The following is a 20,468-nucleotide window of genomic DNA, read 5'->3' on the forward strand; positions in this document are numbered from 1 at the left end:
CATCCGATGAATTTTTCAGCCTGGTCCATTCGAAATCCCATCGCGCCGCTGCTGGCCTTCTGCCTGCTGATCTTCATCGGCATTCAGTCCTTCAACACGCTGCCGATCACGCGCTTCCCGAACATCGACGTACCGCTCGTCTCGATCAGCGTCACGCAAAGCGGCGCTTCGCCGGCCGAACTGGAAATGCAGGTGACGAAGGAGATCGAAGATGCGATCGCCTCGATCACCGGCATCGACGAAATCCAGTCGACGGTGACCGACGGCAGCTCGCAGACAAACGTCATGTTCCGGATGGAAGTGCCGACGGAACAGGCCGTACAGGACGTCAAGGACGCGATCGACCGCATCCGCAGCGATCTGCCGGCGACGGCCGAAGCACCAATCGTTACCAAGGTCGATGTCGAGGGCCAGGCGATCCAGACCTTCGCCGTGTCATCACCCGACATGTCGCTGGAAGAACTCTCCTGGTTCGTCGACGACACGATCAAGCGCGCCCTGCAGGGCCAGGCCGGCATCGGCCGCGTCGACCGCTACGGCGGCGCGGAGCGCGAAGTGCGCATCGAACTCGCGCCTGGTAAGCTCGATGCTTACGGCATCACCGCCGCAAGCGTGAACGATCAGCTGCGCGGCACCAATGTCGATCTCGGCTCCGGTCGCGGCCAGGTGGCGGGCAGCGAACAGGCGATCCGCGTTCTGGGCGATGCCCGCAACGTCGCCGAACTTGCCGACACGACGATTGCGCTGCCGAGCGGACGCTTCGTCAAGCTGTCCGATCTCGGCGTGATCAAGGACACCTATGAGGAGCCGAAATCCTTTTCGCGCTTCAACGATACGCCTGTTGTTACCTTCGGCGTTTTCCGCTCGAAGGGCGCCAGCGAGGTCAGCGTCGCCGAAACGGTCGCGCAGAGCCTCGATAAGGTCCGAAGCGAAAATCCGAACGTGAAGATCGAAATGATCGACGATTCGGTCTATTTCACCTACGGCAACTACGAAGCCGCCATCCACACGCTGCTGGAAGGCGCCCTGCTTGCCGTCATCGTCGTTTTGCTGTTCCTCCGAAACTGGCGGGCGACGCTGATCTCGGCCATCGCGCTGCCGCTCTCTGCAATCCCGACCTTCTGGGTCATGGACATGATGGGTTTCTCGCTGAACCTCGTCAGCTTCCTCGCCCTGACGCTCGCGACAGGTATCCTGGTCGACGACGCGATCGTGGAAATCGAGAACATCGCGCGCCATATCAAAATGGGCAAGACGCCCTATCGGGCGGCGATCGAGGCGGCGGATGAAATCGGCCTCGCCGTCATCGCCACCACCTTCACCATCATCGCGGTTTTCGTGCCGGTTTCCTTCATGCCGGGCATTCCGGGCCAGTACTTCATCCAGTTCGGCCTGACCGTCGCTTTCTCCGTCTTCTTCTCTTTGCTGGTCGCGCGCTTGATCACCCCGATGATGGCCGCCTATCTGATGCGCGCCGAAGACGGGATGGAAGACCATCACGACAATGACAGTCTGCTGATGAAGGGTTATACGCGCCTGATCCGGGGAACGACCGGGCATAAGTATTCGCGATATCTGACTTTGCTTGCGGCGATTGGCTTTCTCGTTGGCTCGGTTTTCCTGCTGATGAAGGTTCCGGGCAGCTTCCTGCCGCCGGAAGACGCCTCGCGCATCGTTCTCTCCGTCGAGCTACCGCCCAATGCGCGGCTCGACGACACCGAGAAGACGACCAATGCGATCTATGACAGGGTCAAGGACATCAACGGCGTCGAGAGCGTCTTCGTTCTCGGCGGCGCATCCCCGAAGGGCGATCTCGAACTGCGCCGTGCGACCATCACGCTAGCACTCCACAAGCTCGACCAGTCGCTGGTCAAGAAGGTGGTCAACGACGTGCTCGGCCGGATTCCGGTCATTGGGCCGATGCTGCCCAAGGTGGAAGTCCACGGCCGTGAGCGCCCGCAATGGGATATTGAGAAGGAAGTCTTCGCCAAGCTGCGCGATATTCCCGATGTCCATATCCTGAAGCTGAACGACCGCGGCGAACGCGACCTCTCCTTCAACTTTCTCTCCAAAAACGAGAAGGACCTGAACGAGGCCGTCGGCATTCTGGAATCGAAACTCCGCGCCGATCCGTTGCTCGCCAATGTCAGCGCCGACGGTGCCCTGCCCCGTCCGGAACTGCAGGTGTATCCGCGCAAGGATGAAGCCGCCCGCCTTGGCATCACGCCGCAGCAGATCTCCGAGACGATCCGCGTCGCCACCATCGGCGATGTCGATGCGGCACTAGCCAAGATCTCGCTCGACGATCGCCAGATCCCGATCCGGGTGCAGGCAGCGCTCGACATGCGCCGCGACCTTGCCGCCATCCGGGCACTGAAGATCCAGACCGCCAGCGGCGGCACCGTTCCGCTCTCCAGCGTCGCCAATATCGACTATTCGGAAGGCGTAAGCTCGATCAAGCGCAATAACCGCTACCGCGTCGTCTCGATCGGTTCCGACCTGCCGCAGGGCGTGGCGCTCGACACGGCCTCGGCCCGCTTCCGTGAGATCGTCAACGCGGCCAAAATCCCGGCGACGGTGCATCTTGCCGAAAGCGGCGACACCAAGGTGCAGACCGAGATGCAGCAGAGCTTCGTCAACGCCATGTTGATGGGCCTTCTGCTGGTGCTGACGGTGCTGATCCTGCTCTTCAAGGACGTGATCCAGCCCTTCACCATCCTCTTCTCGCTTCCGCTCGCGATCGGCGGCGTCGCGGCGGGCCTGATCGTCACCAACAATCCGCTGTCCATGCCAGTCATGATCGGCATTCTCATGCTGATGGGTATCGTCACCAAGAACGCCATCCTGCTCGTCGATTTCGCGATCGAGATGCGCCACCAGGGCATGACGCGGGTCGAAGCCATGGTCGAAGCCGGCCGCAAACGCGCCCGGCCGATCATCATGACCTCGATTGCCATGTCGGCAGGCATGCTGCCGTCCGCGCTCGGCGTCGGCGAAGGCGGCTCGTTCCGCGCGCCGATGGCAATCGCCGTGATCGGCGGCATCATCGTCTCGACGGTGCTTTCGCTCGTCGTCGTGCCTTCCTTCTTCCTGATCATGGACGATCTGTCCCGCCTGCTCGGCTGGATGTTTGGACGCCTGGTCGGCAGGAAGGACGAGGAAGACCTGCCGCTCTCGCGCGAGGATCTTACCCGCGTGACCCGCGAGAACCGCAGCGATATCGATGCGCTGGACGAGCGCCTGACCGCGATCGAAAAGCCGGAAAGCAAGCGCAAGAGCGCCAAAGATACCAATGTGCTTCGCCTGCCGCCATTCGCGGCTGAATGAGCGAAATCCGAAAAACAGAACGGGCCGGGAGCAATTTCCCGGCCCGTTTCAGTTCGACGTTCCGCAACATCGCCTGTCGCGCAGCTTCAAAGCCCGCCCTGCTCCCTCAGGAAGCTGACGATCGAGCTGACGCCGTCGCCGCGCTTCATGTCGGAGAAGACGAAGGGGCGGCTTGCGCGCATGCGGGTAGCGTCCCGGTCCATCACCTCCAGATCCGCGCCAACATAGGGTGCCAGATCCTTCTTGTTGATGACGAGCAGATCCGAGCGGGTGATGCCTGGCCCGCCCTTGCGCGGGATTTCCTCGCCTTGGCAGACGGAGATGACATAGATGGTGATATCGGCGAGATCCGGCGAAAAAGTTGCCGCCAGGTTGTCTCCGCCGGATTCGATGAAGACCACGTCGAGATCGGGAATGCGCTCGTTGAGGCTCGCGATCGCCTGAAGATTGATCGTCGCATCCTCGCGAATGGCGGTGTGCGGGCAGCCGCCCGTCTCCACGCCGACGATGCGCTCCGAAGGCAGGGCCTGCATGCGCACCAGCGCCTCGGCGTCTTCGGTCGTATAGATGTCGTTGGTGACAACAGCGACGGAATAATCGTCGCGCATCGCCTTGCAGAGCTTTTCCGTCAGCGCCGTCTTGCCCGAGCCGACCGGCCCGCCGATGCCGACGCGAAGAGGTCCGTTTCGTGATTTCATATGTCGTACTCCAATAGGATTGCGATGATAGCGAGGCCGCCGGTAGGCGCCACCGTCAAATGGCGCAGTTGCGGGATTATTTTGGTAGGTTACGAGCGGAAAAGTCTGGTCGTTTGGGTTTCGTGGCGCAGGCTGGCGATATCGGCCTGCACCGTCGCCGAACCGAGATCGTCGAGGGTTGAGGCTGCCGCCCGCCGCGCGATCCCCGCAATCTGCTCTTCAAGCCCGGCAAGTATGGCAACGCCATCCTTCTGCCCGGCGACGCCAAGTCGGATGCCTGCTGAAATCGCCTGCGAGGCATAGGCATGCAGAAAGACTGCGAGCACCTTCTCCGGTCTGATGCCATGGGCGCCCGCAACCGCTCCGACCGCGATGGGGTAGGCGGTCTTGCCGGGCAGCCTTTCGAAAACTTCATCCGGCCAGGCTCGCGCCGCCAAGAGGAAGGCCTCGCCCAGCAGCATCGTTTCCTGATGACGCTCGCGCGATCCGGCAAGCGCCTCGGCGAGTGCGGCAACCTCCGTAAGGCGCGCGAGGATCGCTTGGCACCTGTGGCTCTCTGCCAGAAGCACCGCATCGTTCCAGACCGAGCCATGGCCGATCAGCGTGACGACCCAGTCCGCAAGCGAGGACGCACCGGTGACGAGCCCATCGGCCACCGCCCGCTCCAACCCGCCCGAATAAGCAAAACTGCCGATCGGAAAGGCCGGTGAAAGCCATGCCGTCAGGCGCAGCAGTGCCTGTAACTCACGATCTTCGCTCATCGAGCCTCAGTCGTGTTTGTGGCCGTGATGCCCGTGCCCATGATCATGGTCGCAGGTGTGATCATGCTTGTGGTCATGGCCATGCGTGTGATCATGGTCATGCCCATGGTCATGATTGTGCCCGTGGTCGTGATGAGCGTGCCCGTGGTCATGCGAATGTCCGCCATGGGAATGATAGGCTCCACGTGCCGGCTGGAAGGGCTCTTCGATATCGAGCACGGTGGCGCCGAGCCCCTGCAGCATGGTGCGGATGACATGGTCGCGCAGGATGACGATGCGGTCTTCCTCGATCTGGGCGGCAAGATGGCGGTTGCCGAGATGCCAGGCAAGCTCGACCAGATGCGTGCGGTCGCGTCCGCGAATCTCGAAGAGTTTCTCGTCGGCCGCAAGGATCTCGATCAGTTCGCCGTCTTCGCGCACAAGCAGGTCGCCATTTGCGAAGAGCACCGGATCCTTGAGATCGAGCATGACCATCTCGCCATTTTCCAAATGCAGCAGCTTGCGGCGCAGATGCCGCAAATCATGCGGTAGTTTGACCTGGGCGGTCGGGTGGGAGGACGGGGTTCCGACAGGAAGATAGGAGGTAACGCGCTGCATGACTTGTCCGTTTTGCTGAAAGGGCGACCATGCAAAATAGCTCTTGCCGATGCAAGCACCAATGGCCTTTCGTTAGCAGCTTGGCTTTTATATCCCGTAGGCCTGCATCACGTTGTCGCTGCTTAATCCCCTGCCCTCCGTGTCGGGACCAGCTTCGGCAAGTCCGTGCCAGGCATGATGCAGTCCCTCCCGCTCGTGCACGACGCGATTGCGTCCGAGCGCCTTGGCGAGATAAAGCGCCCGGTCGGCTGAGGCGTAGACCTGCTGCTTGTTGCGCCCAGGAATGAGATCGGCCACGCCGCCGGAAATGGTGATGGCAATATGGTTCCCATCTGCCACGAGCGGCCTGCCGGCGATATCGGACTGCACGGCCTGGATCCGCTCCAACCGTTTCTCCAGCGGTTCGCCGGAGACGATGACGCCGAATTCCTCGCCACCGAGGCGCGCAACGACGGATGATTCGTCGAAGGCGGTGATCAGCACCGCCGAGACCGCCGTGATAGCCGCATCGCCGCAGGCATGGCCGAAGCGATCATTGATCGCCTTGAAACGGTCGACGTCGAAAATGACGAGCGAGGCGTCGCCTTCGATCCGATCCAGCGCCTCTGTGAAGGCGCGCCGGTTCAACAGGCCGGAGAGGGTATCCGTGCGGCTGAGCTTTTCGAACTTCGCCCGCGATAGCGTCAGCTCATGCATGGTGAAGCCTGTGGCCAGCGACAGCATTCCGGAGACCGTGCCGCCGACAAGCCAGGAAAAAATGGCGCCGAAGCCGATCGCGTGCGAAAGGGTCACCGGCAGCAGCCCGAGAAAACCGAGTGGCGGTATCGTCAGCGCAATGATGACGCCGGAGAAAATGACGGCAAGAAAGCTCATCCTCAGCGCAAAGACATAGACGTGCCTGCGATATTGAAAATCGCCAAAATCGGCCTGCAGCGACATCCAGTTTCTCATGAGAATCGACCTTCCTGCCCGGCGTTTCAAAGCATTGATAAGAGCCCAATTGCTGCGGGTGTCTTAATCGACTCGCTAAAATTCGAACGATTTCCGACGATTCGGTGGAGAGATTTTTTCTAGCAGGGGCTGCAAGTCTCCAATCCCTGAATCGAACAATGCGCACGAGCAGCTAATATACTGATATATAATAGCTTTATCACGATCTTGCGCCGGGTTGTTTCAGAATGGACTAGCCGGAGAAAAGCCGGGTTCTCCCAGTGGTTTTTACAACCGAACGGAGAGCTCTGTTCACAATTTCATTTAAGAGCGGACAGGCCAGCGAGTGCGTCAATTGTAGACACCGACAGACAATCGCAATGATTGTGGAAGCGGGTTCCATAAGCCAGTCCGAAGCCCCGCCGAACGGAGTGCAGCGGCAGTCCAGGTGTTGCAGCCGAAGAGGGCATTGAAGTATCCCTTGGCTTCGAAAAACCGATCGATCTCCCCGTAACCCGCATCCGGGATCGGCGCGATCTCGCCCGCGTTGCGGACGAGGCTGTCAGCGATGAATTGGCGCAGCCGCGCCAATTCATCGTCACCAATAACGAATGCGGTAACATCAGGCTGCGGCTCGGCAATATGGCCGGCGAGATCCACATGCAGCACCGAACGATCGATCGTCAGCGCCCGTAGCACCGGCAGCGGCTTTAGCTCAGCCCAGGTCGGTGTTTCGAGATAGAAGGCGCGGCCGCCCCAGCCGACCACGAGCCATTCCGCATTCGGGTGACCGAGCGGAAAATCGGGATCATCGAGAAAGGAAAAGGCAGCCCGCGTCTCCGCATCGAGCGGAATGGCAATATCGGTATGGATCGGTCCCGACAGCAGAAGCACCCGGTGGGTCGGCACCGCAGGCGACGCCTTGACCGGGGCAATCAACGGCCGGGGAATGAAGGTCCCGCCCGCTGCCAGAATCAGAAGCAGGAATAGGGCCTGCAACAGCCAGCGGATGCCCGTCCTCATCAGCCGCCCCGCATGCACGGATGCTGGCCTAAAACAGGAAATAGCGCTGCGCCATCGGCAGCACCGTCGCCGGCTCGCAGGTCAGCAATTCGCCGTTTGCCCTGACTTCATAGGTCTCCGGATCGACTTCGATCTCCGGCGTCAGGTCATTGTGGATCATCGACGCCTTGGAAATGCCGCCGCGCGTATTCTTCACCGCCACGAGTTCCTTTGCGACCCCGAGCCTGCCCTTCAGCCCGGCATCGAGCGAGGCCTGGCTGACGAAGGTGACGGAGGAATTGGTGAGGCTGCGACCGTAGGAGGCGAACATTGGCCGATAATGCACCGGCTGCGGCGTCGGGATCGAGGCGTTCGGATCGCCCATCGGAGCCGCCGCAATGGAGCCGCCGAGCAGCACCATGTCGGGCTTCACGCCGAAGAAGGCCGGGTTCCAGAGCACGAGGTCGGCGCGCTTGCCGATCTCGACCGAGCCGATCTCATGGCTGAGACCGTGGGCGATCGCCGGATTGATCGTGTATTTGGCGATATAGCGGCGGACGCGGAAATTGTCGTTATCACCCTTTTCCTCCTTCAGCCGGCCGCGCTGGCGCTTCATCTTGTCGGCCGTCTGCCAGGTGCGGATCGCCACCTCGCCGACGCGGCCCATAGCCTGGCTATCGGACGAGATGATCGAGAAGGCGCCGATATCGTGCAGAATGTCTTCCGCCGCGATCGTCTCCTTACGGATACGGCTTTCGGCAAAGGCGATATCCTCGGGGATCGACGGCGACAGGTGATGGCAGACCATCAGCATGTCGAGATGCTCGGCGATGGTGTTGACGGTATAGGGCCGCGTCGGGTTGGTTGACGACGGGATGACGTTCGGCTGGCCGCAGATTTTGATGATATCGGGCGCATGCCCACCGCCCGCCCCTTCCGTGTGGAAGGCATGGATGGTGCGGCCCTTGATGGCGCCGATCGTATCCTCGACGAAGCCGCTTTCGTTCAGCGTGTCGGTGTGGATCATCACCTGCACGTCATATTCGTCGGCGACCGACAGACAGCAGTCGATGGCGCCTGGCGTCGTGCCCCAGTCCTCGTGCAGCTTCAGCGAGGTCGCGCCGGCCAGCACCATTTCGGTCAATGCTCCCGGCAGCGAGGCATTGCCCTTACCGGCAAAGGCAAGGTTCATCGGGAAGGCGTCGGCCGCTTCGATCATGCGGGCGAGATGCCAGGGGCCGGGCGTGCAGGTGGTGGCAAGCGTGCCATGCGCCGGCCCCGTGCCGCCGCCGAGCATGCAGGTCATGCCGGACATCAGCGCTTCTTCGATCTGCTGCGGCGCGATGAAGTGGATATGACTGTCCATGCCGCCTGCAGTAACGATCTTGCCTTCGGCGGCGATCGCCTCCGTGCCCGGGCCGACGATGATATTGACGCCCGGCTGCATATCGGGATTGCCGGCCTTGCCGATCGCAACAATGCGCCCGTTCTTAAGGCCGATATCGGCCTTGTAGATGCCCGAATGATCAACGATCACCGCATTGGTGATGACGGTATCGACCGCGCCGTCGGCCCGCGTCACCTGGCTCTGGCCCATACCGTCACGGATCACCTTGCCGCCGCCGAATTTCACCTCCTCGCCATAGCTGGTGAAATCCCTTTCGATCTCGATGAAGAGCTCCGTATCGGCAAGGCGCACCTTGTCGCCGGTCGTCGGTCCGAACATGCCGGCATAGGCGGCGCGGGAGATCTTGTAGGGCATTCATCAGGCTCCGTGGGAGGAAGAGACAAGTGGTTTTTCGCCGAGTCGCGTGAGACGGCTGGCGGCAACATAACTATCGACAAGCTGCCGTTCGGCCGCAAACGGGTGCCATTCCCAGCCGGCGTGACCGAAGCCGGCCAGCATCACCTCGGCGTGGGGATATTTGTTCAGCACCTCGGCGATGACGATCATGCCGCTGCTCGGCACCACATAGGGCGCCGGCGCAAAGGCCGAAAGCGAGGCGTCAACGTCCTCGTGGAGCGCCTTACCGATGACGACATGCGCCTTGCCGGCGTCAGTGCAGAAGGCAGCGAACGCATCCGTATAGTCGTCGCAGAAATCGTCGAGCTCCGGATGAGAGGCAGTAAGCAGCGCCCGCATGGCGGCAAATTTTTCCGGGTCGCGCACGCACCAGATTTCGCGCGCCGCGACGACGCCGGGATGGGCGCGCCACGCCGGCGAGGCGAGCATCGCCTTGGCCGGCCGGCCGGTATTGCAGACTGCAACGGCATCCGTGCGTCTGCCGCCGGCGCCGTAGGAGCGGCAATCGTTGAAGCGGATGACGAAATCAGCGGCATCGATGATGCCTGCCTGACCTTCTGCGACCTCTCCATTGCCGACGATTACGATCTTTTTGATCACCCTAATTGCTCATCGTGTCTTCGAGCTGTTTCAGCTCTTTCGTGCGTTTATCCGTCTCCTCGGCCAGGCATCCGGCAACCAGCATCGGCTCCATCGTGCCGCCGCGGGCCTGAAATCCGAAGGCATCGCATTCTGCATCGCGATAGTCGATCCAGGCGCGCTGCGCCTTGACCAGCGCCTTCTCCGCGCCTTTCATGTCGCCATCGAGATCCTTGTCGATCGCGGCCATGGCGGCCCGCGTCTTCTTATACTGTTCGTTCAGCGCCTTGTCGGCAGCCTCATGGCGCTCCTCTTCGCAGGAGGTCATATCCGATTGCGTCTGCGGATTCTTGCAATCGACATCCTGCGCGGACACACGGCCGGCCACAAACAGCATCGCCGCCCCGATGAGGCAAATATTCAGACGCATTCGCCTCTCCCGTTCTTCTAAAGCTTTCCCATCACGAGTTGGCGGAAGCCGTAAACCTCGCGCTTGCCGGACAGCGGGATCAGCGTCACCGAACGCGTCTGCCCCGGCTCGAAGCGCACGGCCGTCCCTGCCGGAATATCGAGACGTTTCCCATGCGCCGCCGCGCGGTCGAAGGAAAGTCCGGCATTGGTCTCCGCGAAATGATAGTGGCTGCCGACCTGCACCGGCCGGTCGCCGGTATTGGAAACTTCCAGCGTCACCGTCGGCGCGCCGGCATTGAGTTCGATATCGCCGCTAACGGCAATGATTTCGCCCGGAATCATAGAGTTCTCCCTAAGCCGCCCTGGGCGCACAGCCCTCGGCCTTCAGCACACGTTTCGTCGAAGCCGGATTTTTGGCAAGCATGGCGGCCGGCCGGATGGGCCTGGCGACGAGATTGCCGCCGCAATTCGGGCAAGTGCCCTTCAATACGCCGTCCACGCAATCGGCGCAGAAGGTGCATTCATAGGTGCAGATCCGCGCTTCAGCGCTCTCCGGCGGCAGATCCTTGTCGCAGCATTCGCAATTGGGTCTGAGTTCCAGCATTTCTATCTCCTCACCTGATCGGTTCGTGCACAGTGACGAGCTTGGTGCCATCCGGGAAGGTCGCCTCCACCTGCACGTCGTGGATCATCTCTGCAACGCCTTCCATCACCTGGTCGCGGCCGATCACATGGGCGCCGGCCTCCATCAGCTCGGCGACCGGGCGGCCGTCGCGGGCGCCTTCGACGACGAAATCGCTGATCAGCGCGATCGCCTCGGGATAGTTCAGCTTGACGCCGCGCTCCAGCCGCCGCCGCGCCACCATCGCCGCCATCGATATCAGCAGCTTGTCTTTTTCTCTTGGAGTGAGGTTCATTACGTATCCATCTGCTTCGTGCTTAAATTCAGAGATTCCAGACTTTCGGCACAGGCGCACCATTACGCAAGGTGGAAATGACCGGGATCAGGATTTTTCTCAGCGAGAAACCGTCGGCTGCCGCAAGGCGCACGACGAGCTTGTCGTTCCAGGCGCTTGCACCGCCCATCGGCCCTTCGAGGAGCGTCCGCACTTTGCCGAGATAGGCCTCCGCAAGCGGCCCGGCATAGAGCAGCGTCGCAAAGGCCACCTGCCCGCAAAGCACGGCCCGACGCGCCGCCAGCGTCGAAATACCTTCGGAAAGCTTCAATTCCTCGGCATGGATCAACTGGCCCGAACGGCGGATACGCCAGCGGTCGCGAAAGAGTCCCGTCTCCACTGCCTCACCCATCGCCTTGCGGCCGAGCAGCACCGCCTCGACGGCCAGGAACTCGGCGCTTTCGTCGAGATCGACATCGAGCCGGCGGAAAAGTGAAGCCCGGTCGAAGAGTATCGTCTCCTGCGGCAGCCAGTCTACGCGCGCTCGCATTCCAACTTCGATGCGGGTCGTCACCTCGGCGGTGCCCGCCGATGCCTTGTAGATCTTCTCGCAAGCCTGGGTGGTAACGTCGATCTTCGTACCGGCGCCGGCAACGACGCTCCAATCCATCCGGTCGCCGCCGGTCAGCCCACCCGCGGTATTGATGATGACGGCTTCCATCGAGGTATCGAACGTATCGGGCAGGCGGATCTTCGCCGCGCCCTCCTGATAGAGCTCGCGGATGCGCGTGCGGCCGTCGAGCAGCCTTGCCGCCAGATGCCCGCGTCCCTCCGCTCTTTGCGGTCTGGTACCAGCCGCCGCAATCGTCATTTCGTCCCTTTCGGTCGCGCCACCGCTTTTCATTTCATCGCGCGGATCACGGAAAGCAAGCAATTCCCATGCCGCCCGGAAGACACCGCGATGCGTGCGGGAGATCGACGAAGCGCCGCTCTCATTGCCGCAAAACGCGGCATCTGCCCGTCAGACGGTCAGATGCCGGCGGGCCTCCGGCGTGTCCAGCGTCTCCGCCAGCCCCTCATGCACGATCTCGCCGCGATCCATGATGTAGACGTAGTCGGCAAGCTCCCGGCAGAAATCCAGATATTGCTCGACGAGCAGGATCGCCATGCCGGTGGAATCGCGGAGATAACGGATCGCCCGGCCGATATCCTTGATGATCGACGGCTGGATACCCTCGGTCGGCTCGTCGAGCACGAGGATCTTCGGCCGCGTCACCATGGCACGCCCGATCGCCAGTTGCTGTTGCTGCCCGCCGGAAAGATCGCCGCCGCGCCGCGACAGCATCGATTTCAGCACCGGGAAGAGACTGAAGATATCGTCGGGAATATTGCGGTCGCGGCGGCCAAGCGGCGCGAAGCCGGTTTCGAGATTTTCCCTCACGGTGAGCAGCGGGAAGATTTCACGGCCCTGCGGCACATAGCCGATGCCCTGCTTGGCGCGGGCAAAGGGCGGCAGGCCGTTCAGCTTCGTATCGTTGAAGGTGACGGCGCCGGCCGACAGTGGATGCTGGCCGGTGACGGCGCGCAACAGCGAGCTCTTGCCGACCCCATTGCGGCCCAGCACGCAGGTGATCTTGCCCATCTCCGCCTTGATGGAGATGCCGCGCAGCGCCTGCGCGGCGCCATAATGCAGATTTGCGTTTTCGACTGTCAGCATCCGTTCACCATTCCCCATCAGTTCATCAGGCTGCGCCTCAGCGTCTGCAGGGCATAGTCCTGTTCTTTCGTTCTCTCGCCGCCGACCGCAGCTACGTCCTCGGCGATACCGATCAGTTGTTGGCGCTCCTGCATGTCGAGCACCTTGATCCAAAGATCCCTGAACCGGCGGATCGGATCTTCGGGACTGGTGACGTTCTTGGACGCCCACTCGCCGAAAACCAGAACCTCTTCCATGTCGGCCGGCCGAATGATGCCTTTCATGCGGCCGCGGATGACATCCCTCGCCGCGTCGACATACATCGGCTTCTCCTTGGCAAGGCAGAAGAAGAAGGCGACCGCCGCAATCGCCGGATCGGCGATCGAAGCGAGCGGCGCCGCCTCCGCCTGTTTGCGGCGCTTTCCGCGCTTATAAGCGCCCCGCATACGCTCGACTGAATCGATAATCTCGTTTCCCGCCTCGCGCACCATTTTAAACCGCCAATACCAGATAACCGCGCCGCTGAGCGCCGCGACCAGAATACCGAGAAAAGCCATGATGAAACCCCACAATGAAACCCACTCGTTTTAGAGCGCCTTCTTTTGTCAGGTTCAAGCCTGGAGGTTGCATTCCTCACCGTCCCAGATAGTTCTCGATCACCTTCGGATCGGAGCTGACGAAATCGATCGATCCTTCGGCCAGCACCGAACCTTCTGCAAGACACGTCACCTTGACGCCGAGGTCGCGGATGAAGCCCATGTCATGTTCGACGACGACAACCGACCGGGTCCTGGCGATATCCTTGAGCAGGATCGCCGTTTCCGCCGTCTCCGCGTCCGTCATACCGGCCACCGGTTCGTCGACGAGCAGCAGCTTCGGCTCCTGCGCGAGCAGCATGCCGATCTCCAGCCACTGCTTCTGCCCATGAGAGAGATTGGCCGCCAGTTCGTCGCGCCGGTGCGTCAGCCGCACGGTTTCCAGGATTTCCTCTATCCGTGCCCTGTCCCCGCCCGAAAGCCGGTAGAACAGCGTCGAAAACACCCCACGGCGGCGGTTCAGCGCCAGTTCCAGATTGTCCCAGACCGTATGGCTTTCGAAGACCGTCGGCTTCTGGAACTTGCGGCCGATGCCGAGCTGAGCAATGTCGGCCTCATCCCTTGTCGTGAGATCGATTGTGCCGTTGAAGAACACCTCGCCCTCATCGGGTCTGGTCTTGCCGGTGATGATATCCATCATCGTCGTCTTGCCGGCGCCGTTCGGGCCGATGATGGCGCGGAGCTCACCGGGCTCAATGACGATCGAGAGCGAATTCAGCGCCTTGAAGCCGTCGAAGGAAACTGAGACGCCGCTGAGATAAAGCACACTATTCGGTTTGACGTCGGGAATCACTGTGTTCACTCCGCTGCCTGGATTTTCGGCTCGATGCCATCTTCCTCTGCCGCCGGCGGGACAGAATCGGAGACGGCTTTCCGTTTGCCGAGATGGTGCGAGATCGTGCCGACGACGCCCTTCGGCAGGAACAGCGTGACGGCGACGAAGAGGCCGCCGAGCGCAAACAGCCAGAACTCCGGAAAGAGGCCCGTGAAGATCGTCTTGCCGCCGTTGACGAGGATCGCGCCGATGATCGGCCCGATCAGCGTTCCCCGCCCGCCGACCGCCGTCCAGATGACGACTTCGATCGAGTTGGCGGGCGCGAATTCGCCAGGATTGATGATGCCGACCTGCGGCACGTAGAGCGCGCCTGCAATACCGGCCATCATCGCCGAGACGACGAAGGTGAAGAGCTTGAAATGCTCGACGCGGTAGCCGAGGAAGCGTGTGCGGCTTTCCGCATCGCGCACGCCGACGAGCACCTTGCCGAATTTCGAACGTACGATTGCCGAGGCGATCGTGAGCGACAGCGCCAGGAAGACCGCGGTCGCGGCAAAGAGGCTGGCGCGTGTGCCGTCAGCCTGGATGTTGAAGCCGAGGATGTCCTTGAAATCGGTCATGCCGTTATTGCCGCCGAACCCCATGTCGTTGCGGAAAAAGGCAAGCAGCAGCGCGTAGGTCATCGCCTGGGTGATGATCGAGAGATAGACGCCGTTGACGCGCGAGCGGAAGGCGAACCAGCCGAAGATGAAGGCGAGCAGCCCGGGCACGAGGAGCACCATCAGTGCCGCGAACCAGAACTGGTCGAAGCCGTACCAGAACCAGGGCAGTTCCTTCCAATTCAGGAACACCATGAAATCGGGCAGGATGGGATCGCCGTAGACGCCGCGCGAGCCGATCTGGCGCATCAGATACATGCCCATCGCATAGCCGCCGAGCGCGAAGAAGGCGCCGTGGCCGAGCGAAAGGATGCCGCAGAAGCCCCAGACGAGATCGAGCGCCAGCGCCAGCAGCGCATAGGTCAGATACTTGCCGAACAGCGCCATGATATAGGTCGGCACGTGCAGCGGGTGCGTCGGGCCGGTAGCAAGGTTCAGCACCGGCACGAGAATGGCGACCGCCAGCAACAGGGCGACGGCAATGGAGATCCTGCGATCGAGAGACCGGAGAAGGAAGGCCGTTATCATGCTTCCACCGCCCTTCCTTTGAGTGCGAAGAGCCCGCGCGGACGCTTCTGGATGAAGAGAATGATGAGGACGAGCACCAGGATCTTGCCGAGCACGGCGCCGGCGAAGGGCTCGAGGAACTTGTTGACGACGCCGAGCGACAGCGCGCCGACCAGCGTTCCCCAGAGATTGCCGACACCGCCGAAGACGACGACCATGAAACTGTCGATGATGTAGTTCTGGCCGAGGTTCGGCGAGACATTGTCGATCTGCGAGAGCGCCACGCCGGCCATTCCGGCGATGCCGGAGCCGAGCGCGAAGGTGAAGGCGTCGACCCAGCCGGTGCGGATGCCCATCGACGAGGCCATGCGTCGGTTCTGCGTCACCGCCCGCATCTGCAGGCCGAAGGCGGAGCGCTTGAGCAACATCAGGAGTGTCAGGAACACCACCATCGAGAAGACGATGATCCAGAGCCGGTTCCAGGTGATGACGAGCCCGCCGAAATCGAAGGCGCCGGACATCCAGCTCGGATTGCGCACCTCGCGGTTGGTCGGGCCGAAATAGCTGCGGATCGCCTGCTGCAGGATCAACGATACGCCCCAGGTGGCGAGCAGCGTTTCCAGCGGCCGGCCGTAGAGATAACGGATGACGACGCGCTCGATGACGAGGCCGACGAAACCGGTAAAGACGAAGGCGGCCGGCACCGCGAAGGCAAGCGAATAATCGGCAAGCGACGGAAAGGCCGAGGTGATATATTCCTGCACAACGTAGGTCGTATAGGCGCCGATCATCACCATCTCGCCATGCGCCATGTTGATGACGCCCATGACGCCGAAGGTGATGGCAAGGCCGATCGCGGCCAAGAGCAGCACCGAGCCGAGCGACAGGCCGTACCAGATGTTCTGGACGACATCCCAGAGTGCCAGGTCGCGGTTGATCGCATTGATCTCCGTCTGGATCGCGGGCTTCAGATCGTCGGGGGCATTCGTCATCGCCGTCGTCAGGATCGTCAGCGCATCGCGGCCGCCGCGGGCGGCGATCATGTCGATGGCGGCCCGCTTCTCCTCGATGCCGGCATTGCTCTTCAACACCATCACGGCCCGCGCCGCTTCCATCGTGTTTTTGATCTGGCCGTCCTTCTCGGCTGAAAGAGCCGAATTCAGCAGTTCGAGATTGGCGGGATCGGCATCCCTCAACATGCCCTCGGCCGCCGTGAGCCGCGCGGAGCGATTCGGGCTCAAAAGCGTCAGCTGGCTCATCACAGTCGTGATCGTGGTGCGTAGCGAATTGTTGATCTTGACCTTCGACATCATGTCGGGGTCGACATCGGCAACCGCCTCGGCGGTGATCGGGTCCGAATAGGTGGGCTCGTCCTCCGTGCCATCCTGAACGAGAACGGGACCGCCCTCCGAATTGACGTAGAGTTGGCCATCGCTCAGCTGCTGCAGGATCTGGCTCACATGCGAATCCCCGGACGCGGCGAGCGCCCGGATGGCCGCCTCGCGCTCGGGAAAGCCGCCGACGCCGAGCGCATCGACGAGAGCGTGCACGTCGTCCTCGGCGCGAAGGCCGATCACAGAAAGCGTCGGGCCCGGAAGCATCAGACAAAATGTCAGAAGGAGAATCTTGATGGCGCGAAACATCGGCTCTCTCGCCTTGAGTATCGTCGGCCTTGCGGCGCAGCGGTAAGGACGGAGCTTCCGCCCGGATCGGCTCCGGACGGAAGTCTTCAGGGTATCAGCGGATGGGTCTCCTCAGGAGCCCTTGCCGCCGCACTTGCCGGTGGCAACGTTGAAATTGCCGCAGGAGAGAGGCTTGCGCCAATCGGAGATCAGGTCCTTGGAGTCGGGCAGGTAATCAGACCATTCGTCACCAACGACGGCGGGCGTCTGCTGGACGATTTCGAACTGGCCGTCAGCCTGGATTTCACCGATCAGCACCGGCTTGGTGATGTGGTGGTTGGGCATGACGGTGGCATAGCCGCCGGAGAGGTTCGGAACGGTGACGCCGATGATGTTGTCGAGAACGGCATCGGTATTGGTGGTGCCGGCGGCCTGTACGGCCTTCACCCAGGCGTTGAAGCCGATATAGGCGGCTTCCATCGGGTCGTTCGTCACGCGCTTGTCGTTCTTGGTGAAGGCATGCCATTCCTTGATAAACTTCTTGTTGGCCGGGCTTTCCACGGACTCGAAGTAGTTCCAGGCGGCGAGATGGCCGACCAGCGGCTTGGTATCGAGACCGGCAAGCTCTTCTTCGCCGACCGAGAAGGCGACGACCGGGATGTCGGTCGCCTTGATGCCCTGGTTGCCGAGTTCCTTGTAAAAGGGAACGTTGGCGTCACCATTGATGGTGGAGACGACGGCCGTCTTCTTGCCGGCCGAGCCGAATTCCTTGATCTTGGCGACCTCGGTCTGCCAGTCGGAGAAGCCGAACGGCGTGTAGTTGACGAGAATGTCTTCCTTCGGAATGCCCTTGGATTCGAGATAGGCCGCGAGGATCTTGTTGGTCGTGCGGGGATAGACGTAGTCGGTGCCTTCGAGCACGAAGCGCTTCACGCCCTCAGTGTTCATCAGGTAGTCGACGGCAGGGATCGCCTGCTGGTTCGGGGCCGCACCCGTATAGAAGATGTTGCGCGAGGATTCTTCGCCTTCATACTGCACGGGATAGAAGAGCAGCGAGTTCAGCTCTTCGAAAACCGGCAGGACGGATTTGCGCGAGGACGAGGTCCAGCAGCCGAAGACGGCGGCGACCTTGTCCTTTTCGATCAGTTCGCGGGCCTTTTCGGCGAAGAGCGGCCAGTCGGAAGCCGGATCGACGACGACGGCTTCAAGCTTCTTGCCGAGAAGACCGCCCTTCTTGTTCTGCTCGTCGATGAGCATCAGCATGGCGTCTTTCAGGGTGGTTTCGGAAATCGCCATCGTGCCCGAGAGCGAATGCAGCACGCCGACCTTGATCGTGTCATCGGCGGCCACCGCGCTGCTGAAGGCAGCCGACGCTGCCATGACGGCGCCGAGCGCGGCACCGGTAATCGTGGATTTGAGATTCATATGGTTGATCCCCTCTCTTGTTCCGCAACAGGCCGGAAACGGAGTTAACTGTTGCCGAGGGGACTATCGGGTGCTGCAGCGCGAAAACACATACGCAAAATGACGTAGGCGCAGGGGTCGAATGAGCACGCCGGGAAAGCACGGGCATCCCCATCAAAGGGGATGCCCTGTCGGTTCGATATTAGCCGTGGATCGTCAGGGTGACCGAGGTCGGGCCGTAGGAGACGGTCGCCCTGTGGCCGGAGATGGTGAACTTGCCGAAGGTGCCGGTGACAGCCGCGGCCTTCAGGATTTCGATCTTCGTTCCCGGCGCCGGGGCAAAGCCATGGGCGAGCGTCACGTCAAGATCGCCGGCGAGCGTCGCCTTGCCTGCAACGACCAGCGTGCCGGCGCCATTCGCGCCGAGCGTCGGCTTCGCCGTCGCACTGGCGAGCTGCTGATAGTCGCCGCCCACGGCCAAGGGCTTGTCGGCCGCCACGATGAGAGAACCGCCATTGACCATCAACCCGCCGGCGCCGAGGGCCGAGGGGGAGCCGGCTACCAGCACGCCCTCTTCCAGCACGGTGCCGCCAGCATAGCTGTTGGCACCGGAAAGACCGAGAATGCCGCTGCCGCGTTTTACCAGCTTGCCCTTGCCGCCGATGTCGTTGCGCCAGGTGTCGATCGCATTGAAGCCACCCCTTGCCGCATCCATCATCACGGTCACATCCTGTTTGAAGGCGCCATAGCCGTCGGCGGCGGCAAAGAGATTGAGGCGACCGTAGCCTTCCGCGTCGTCGAGCAGCGGATAGCCCGAGGCGATTTCCGTTGTGCCAAGCACCTCGCGGCGCTGTTCACCATCGAGATAAGGCAGACGGGTTTCGAGAAGCGTTTCGGCGCCCTCCGGCACGCGAGCCGGCTGATCGGTCGCATGGATCGTCGGCAGGCCATAGCTCAGGCGCTGCAGAACGTAAGCGCGATTGGCATCATGATCGGCGAAACGGTCCGCCGAAAGCGGCGCCGCATGGGCTGCGACTTCGAGCGCACCCGCATCCGCAACACCCGACTTGGCGATCAGCCATGATTGCGCCTGGGCGTAGGCGGCGCTCTTCAGCGCTGAATTGTCGGACTTGTTCAGGTTATAAACGACCGTGGCGGTGCCGAGCATGCGGCCGCCCATAACGTCGAGGGGAGAGTGCATTCCGGCAAGGATGCGGTCTTCACCCATTTCGCTGGCACGCGCGATCATTTCCTGGAATCGCTGCGGCACCAGATAGGCCATGGCGAGCGCATCCCGCCAGGCTTCCGCCGTATGTCCGCTGGGGAAGCCACCGTCCTCGACCGGCTTGCCGCTTTTGGCGGGCTCGAGCGTCGGGACGATCGAAACGTCCGGGCTCCAGCGATAGGGGCGGGCATATTTGAAATAGCGCTTGGCGGGCTCTGTCGAGCCATCGCCGCTCGCGGCGTTGATGAAGTCGATGGCGAGACCCATGTCCGGATTGGCATCGGTCTTGTTTTCCGTGTCCGGTTTGCTGCCGGCGCCGCGATTGTTACCCTTGTCGTCATATTTGACCGTCGTCGCGTCGGCCGCCACCTCAGTGATCGTGGTGATCTGCTTGGAACCGGCCTTCCAGGCATCCGTCAGCGGACCGAGACCATCGACGATGCTGGCATTCTTGCCGCGCCGATCGTCGAGATAGGCGGCAACCGCCTGCTCGGCCGTCCGCGCCTTCGTCGCCTTCACGACATAGGCGATATTCGCATCGTGGACTGGCTTGTTGACGATCTGGCCGTCGGTCTTGCTGAAAGGGATGCCGTCCCAATCCGTCTTGGCGACTGCAGGGCAATTGTCCTTGGCTGCGGCTTCCACACCGGCATCGACGAAAGGCGTGCGCGGGGTCCAGACCTCGAGAAGGCCGGAGAGAAGATGGACGGCAGCATTGGTGTCCACCGTCGAGAAGCATGCGTCACCGCGCTTATTGGTGTTTCCTGTTTCAGCATAAGGCGCTTTCGCGGCCGTGGTCTGCTCGGCGGCGGCAAGCGATGGCACGATCGAAAGGAGGCAGACAAGAGCGGTGCTCAGGCGGCAAAGTTTTGAAACAGACATGGCTGCACCCGAAATGGTTGAACGAACGGCAGGAGGGTTAGAGCGCTTATGTGACAGCGCCGTTTCAAAAATATTACTGTTCTGCGAATCCGCCAGT

The 20,468-nt window shown here is 61.8% G+C and carries 20 protein-coding genes; 1 reads left to right on the forward strand and 19 read right to left on the reverse strand.

Features of this window, described 5'->3' with window-relative positions:
• Nucleotides 1–6 precede the first annotated feature (6 nt).
• Nucleotides 7–3,327, forward strand: coding sequence for an efflux RND transporter permease subunit (locus NL154_RS15850; RefSeq protein ID WP_210630130.1), 3,321 nt, complete (start codon nucleotides 7–9; stop codon nucleotides 3,325–3,327).
• Between the two features lie 86 nt (nucleotides 3,328–3,413).
• On the opposite strand, the gene ureG is transcribed toward NL154_RS15850, so the two are convergent.
• The 19 genes from ureG to NL154_RS15945 all read right to left on the reverse strand — a co-directional run bounded on the left by ureG (nucleotide 3,414) and on the right by NL154_RS15945 (nucleotide 20,371).
• Nucleotides 3,414–4,025 (reverse strand): urease accessory protein UreG, encoded by a 612-nt coding sequence (ureG, locus tag NL154_RS15855; RefSeq protein ID WP_210630128.1) that lies wholly within the window; start codon nucleotides 4,023–4,025, stop codon nucleotides 3,414–3,416.
• 89 nt (nucleotides 4,026–4,114) lie between these two features.
• Nucleotides 4,115–4,786: an urease accessory protein UreF gene (locus NL154_RS15860; RefSeq protein WP_434732948.1), complete on the reverse strand. Its 672-nt coding sequence runs from the start codon at nucleotides 4,784–4,786 to the stop codon at nucleotides 4,115–4,117.
• Between the two features lie 6 nt (nucleotides 4,787–4,792).
• Nucleotides 4,793–5,383: an urease accessory protein UreE gene (gene ureE, locus NL154_RS15865; protein WP_221144685.1), complete on the reverse strand. Its 591-nt coding sequence runs from the start codon at nucleotides 5,381–5,383 to the stop codon at nucleotides 4,793–4,795.
• Between the two features lie 87 nt (nucleotides 5,384–5,470).
• Entirely contained in the window at nucleotides 5,471–6,334 is an 864-nt protein-coding gene (locus NL154_RS15870; protein WP_210630123.1) for a GGDEF domain-containing protein, read from the reverse strand.
• Between the two features lie 330 nt (nucleotides 6,335–6,664).
• Nucleotides 6,665–7,336 carry a TIGR02117 family protein gene (locus tag NL154_RS15875; RefSeq protein WP_434732949.1) on the reverse strand — a complete coding sequence of 224 codons (672 nt, stop codon included), beginning with the start codon at nucleotides 7,334–7,336 and terminating at the stop codon, nucleotides 6,665–6,667.
• A gap of 28 nt (nucleotides 7,337–7,364) precedes the next feature.
• On the reverse strand, nucleotides 7,365–9,077 hold the full coding sequence (gene ureC / locus NL154_RS15880) for an urease subunit alpha (RefSeq protein ID WP_210630119.1): 1,713 nt from the start codon (nucleotides 9,075–9,077) through the stop codon (nucleotides 7,365–7,367).
• A gap of 3 nt (nucleotides 9,078–9,080) precedes the next feature.
• Nucleotides 9,081–9,719: a Urease operon accessory protein gene (locus NL154_RS15885; protein ID WP_210630117.1), complete on the reverse strand. Its 639-nt coding sequence runs from the start codon at nucleotides 9,717–9,719 to the stop codon at nucleotides 9,081–9,083.
• 1 nt (nucleotide 9,720) lies between these two features.
• Nucleotides 9,721–10,128: a lysozyme inhibitor LprI family protein gene (locus NL154_RS15890; RefSeq protein WP_210630115.1), complete on the reverse strand. Its 408-nt coding sequence runs from the start codon at nucleotides 10,126–10,128 to the stop codon at nucleotides 9,721–9,723.
• Between the two features lie 17 nt (nucleotides 10,129–10,145).
• Nucleotides 10,146–10,451, reverse strand: coding sequence for an urease subunit beta (locus NL154_RS15895; protein ID WP_434732950.1), 306 nt, complete (start codon nucleotides 10,449–10,451; stop codon nucleotides 10,146–10,148).
• Nucleotides 10,452–10,461: 10 nt separating this feature from the next.
• Nucleotides 10,462–10,713, reverse strand: a complete 252-nt coding sequence (locus tag NL154_RS15900) for a DUF1272 domain-containing protein (RefSeq protein WP_210630113.1) — start codon at nucleotides 10,711–10,713, stop codon at nucleotides 10,462–10,464.
• A gap of 10 nt (nucleotides 10,714–10,723) precedes the next feature.
• Nucleotides 10,724–11,026 (reverse strand): urease subunit gamma, encoded by a 303-nt coding sequence (locus NL154_RS15905; RefSeq protein ID WP_064695492.1) that lies wholly within the window; start codon nucleotides 11,024–11,026, stop codon nucleotides 10,724–10,726.
• 28 nt (nucleotides 11,027–11,054) lie between these two features.
• Nucleotides 11,055–11,876, reverse strand: coding sequence for an urease accessory protein UreD (locus tag NL154_RS15910; RefSeq protein WP_210630111.1), 822 nt, complete (start codon nucleotides 11,874–11,876; stop codon nucleotides 11,055–11,057).
• 150 nt (nucleotides 11,877–12,026) lie between these two features.
• The gene (gene urtE / locus NL154_RS15915) at nucleotides 12,027–12,722 is read right to left on the reverse strand and encodes an urea ABC transporter ATP-binding subunit UrtE (protein WP_210630109.1); all 696 of its coding nucleotides are present in this window, start codon (nucleotides 12,720–12,722) and stop codon (nucleotides 12,027–12,029) included.
• Nucleotides 12,723–12,739: 17 nt separating this feature from the next.
• Complete coding sequence (locus tag NL154_RS15920; protein WP_210630107.1) at nucleotides 12,740–13,258, reverse strand: hypothetical protein; 519 nt, start codon at nucleotides 13,256–13,258, stop codon at nucleotides 12,740–12,742.
• A gap of 76 nt (nucleotides 13,259–13,334) precedes the next feature.
• Nucleotides 13,335–14,090: an urea ABC transporter ATP-binding protein UrtD gene (gene urtD / locus NL154_RS15925; protein ID WP_210631573.1), complete on the reverse strand. Its 756-nt coding sequence runs from the start codon at nucleotides 14,088–14,090 to the stop codon at nucleotides 13,335–13,337.
• Between the two features lie 5 nt (nucleotides 14,091–14,095).
• Nucleotides 14,096–15,259, reverse strand: coding sequence for an urea ABC transporter permease subunit UrtC (urtC, locus tag NL154_RS15930; RefSeq protein ID WP_210630105.1), 1,164 nt, complete (start codon nucleotides 15,257–15,259; stop codon nucleotides 14,096–14,098).
• Nucleotides 15,256–16,881, reverse strand: coding sequence for an urea ABC transporter permease subunit UrtB (urtB, locus tag NL154_RS15935; protein ID WP_434732951.1), 1,626 nt, complete (start codon nucleotides 16,879–16,881; stop codon nucleotides 15,256–15,258). Before urtB ends, urtC begins: the two co-directional genes overlap by 4 nt.
• Before the next feature lie 111 nt (nucleotides 16,882–16,992).
• Nucleotides 16,993–18,285, reverse strand: a complete 1,293-nt coding sequence (gene urtA, locus NL154_RS15940; RefSeq protein WP_434732952.1) for an urea ABC transporter substrate-binding protein — start codon at nucleotides 18,283–18,285, stop codon at nucleotides 16,993–16,995.
• A gap of 181 nt (nucleotides 18,286–18,466) precedes the next feature.
• A complete protein-coding gene (locus NL154_RS15945) occupies nucleotides 18,467–20,371 on the reverse strand; it encodes a phosphatase PAP2 family protein (protein ID WP_434732953.1) in 1,905 nt (634 codons plus the stop codon).
• Between the last annotated feature and the right edge of the window lie 97 nt (nucleotides 20,372–20,468).

It is taken from the genome of Rhizobium sp. YTUHZ044 (assembly GCF_051123975.1).
Lineage (GTDB): Bacteria > Pseudomonadota > Alphaproteobacteria > Rhizobiales > Rhizobiaceae > Rhizobium.

What these genes read in the sequence shown, in the direction of transcription:
- NL154_RS15850 (WP_210630130.1), top strand. Translation starts at nt 7, where the DNA reads ATGAATTTTTCAGCCTGGTCCATTCGAAATCCCATCGCGCCGCTGCTG.
- ureG (WP_210630128.1), bottom strand. Translation starts at nt 4,025, where the DNA reads ATGAAATCACGAAACGGACCTCTTCGCGTCGGCATCGGCGGGCCGGTC.
- NL154_RS15860 (WP_434732948.1), bottom strand. Translation starts at nt 4,786, where the DNA reads ATGAGCGAAGATCGTGAGTTACAGGCACTGCTGCGCCTGACGGCATGG.
- ureE (WP_221144685.1), bottom strand. Translation starts at nt 5,383, where the DNA reads ATGCAGCGCGTTACCTCCTATCTTCCTGTCGGAACCCCGTCCTCCCAC.
- NL154_RS15870 (WP_210630123.1), bottom strand. Translation starts at nt 6,334, where the DNA reads ATGAGAAACTGGATGTCGCTGCAGGCCGATTTTGGCGATTTTCAATAT.
- NL154_RS15875 (WP_434732949.1), bottom strand. Translation starts at nt 7,336, where the DNA reads ATGAGGACGGGCATCCGCTGGCTGTTGCAGGCCCTATTCCTGCTTCTG.
- ureC (WP_210630119.1), bottom strand. Translation starts at nt 9,077, where the DNA reads ATGCCCTACAAGATCTCCCGCGCCGCCTATGCCGGCATGTTCGGACCG.
- NL154_RS15890 (WP_210630115.1), bottom strand. Translation starts at nt 10,128, where the DNA reads ATGCGTCTGAATATTTGCCTCATCGGGGCGGCGATGCTGTTTGTGGCC.
- NL154_RS15895 (WP_434732950.1), bottom strand. Translation starts at nt 10,451, where the DNA reads ATGATTCCGGGCGAAATCATTGCCGTTAGCGGCGATATCGAACTCAAT.
- NL154_RS15900 (WP_210630113.1), bottom strand. Translation starts at nt 10,713, where the DNA reads ATGCTGGAACTCAGACCCAATTGCGAATGCTGCGACAAGGATCTGCCG.
- NL154_RS15905 (WP_064695492.1), bottom strand. Translation starts at nt 11,026, where the DNA reads ATGAACCTCACTCCAAGAGAAAAAGACAAGCTGCTGATATCGATGGCG.
- NL154_RS15910 (WP_210630111.1), bottom strand. Translation starts at nt 11,876, where the DNA reads ATGACGATTGCGGCGGCTGGTACCAGACCGCAAAGAGCGGAGGGACGC.
- urtE (WP_210630109.1), bottom strand. Translation starts at nt 12,722, where the DNA reads ATGCTGACAGTCGAAAACGCAAATCTGCATTATGGCGCCGCGCAGGCG.
- NL154_RS15920 (WP_210630107.1), bottom strand. Translation starts at nt 13,258, where the DNA reads ATGGCTTTTCTCGGTATTCTGGTCGCGGCGCTCAGCGGCGCGGTTATC.
- urtC (WP_210630105.1), bottom strand. Translation starts at nt 15,259, where the DNA reads ATGATAACGGCCTTCCTTCTCCGGTCTCTCGATCGCAGGATCTCCATT.
- urtB (WP_434732951.1), bottom strand. Translation starts at nt 16,881, where the DNA reads ATGTTTCGCGCCATCAAGATTCTCCTTCTGACATTTTGTCTGATGCTT.
- urtA (WP_434732952.1), bottom strand. Translation starts at nt 18,285, where the DNA reads ATGAATCTCAAATCCACGATTACCGGTGCCGCGCTCGGCGCCGTCATG.
- NL154_RS15945 (WP_434732953.1), bottom strand. Translation starts at nt 20,371, where the DNA reads ATGTCTGTTTCAAAACTTTGCCGCCTGAGCACCGCTCTTGTCTGCCTC.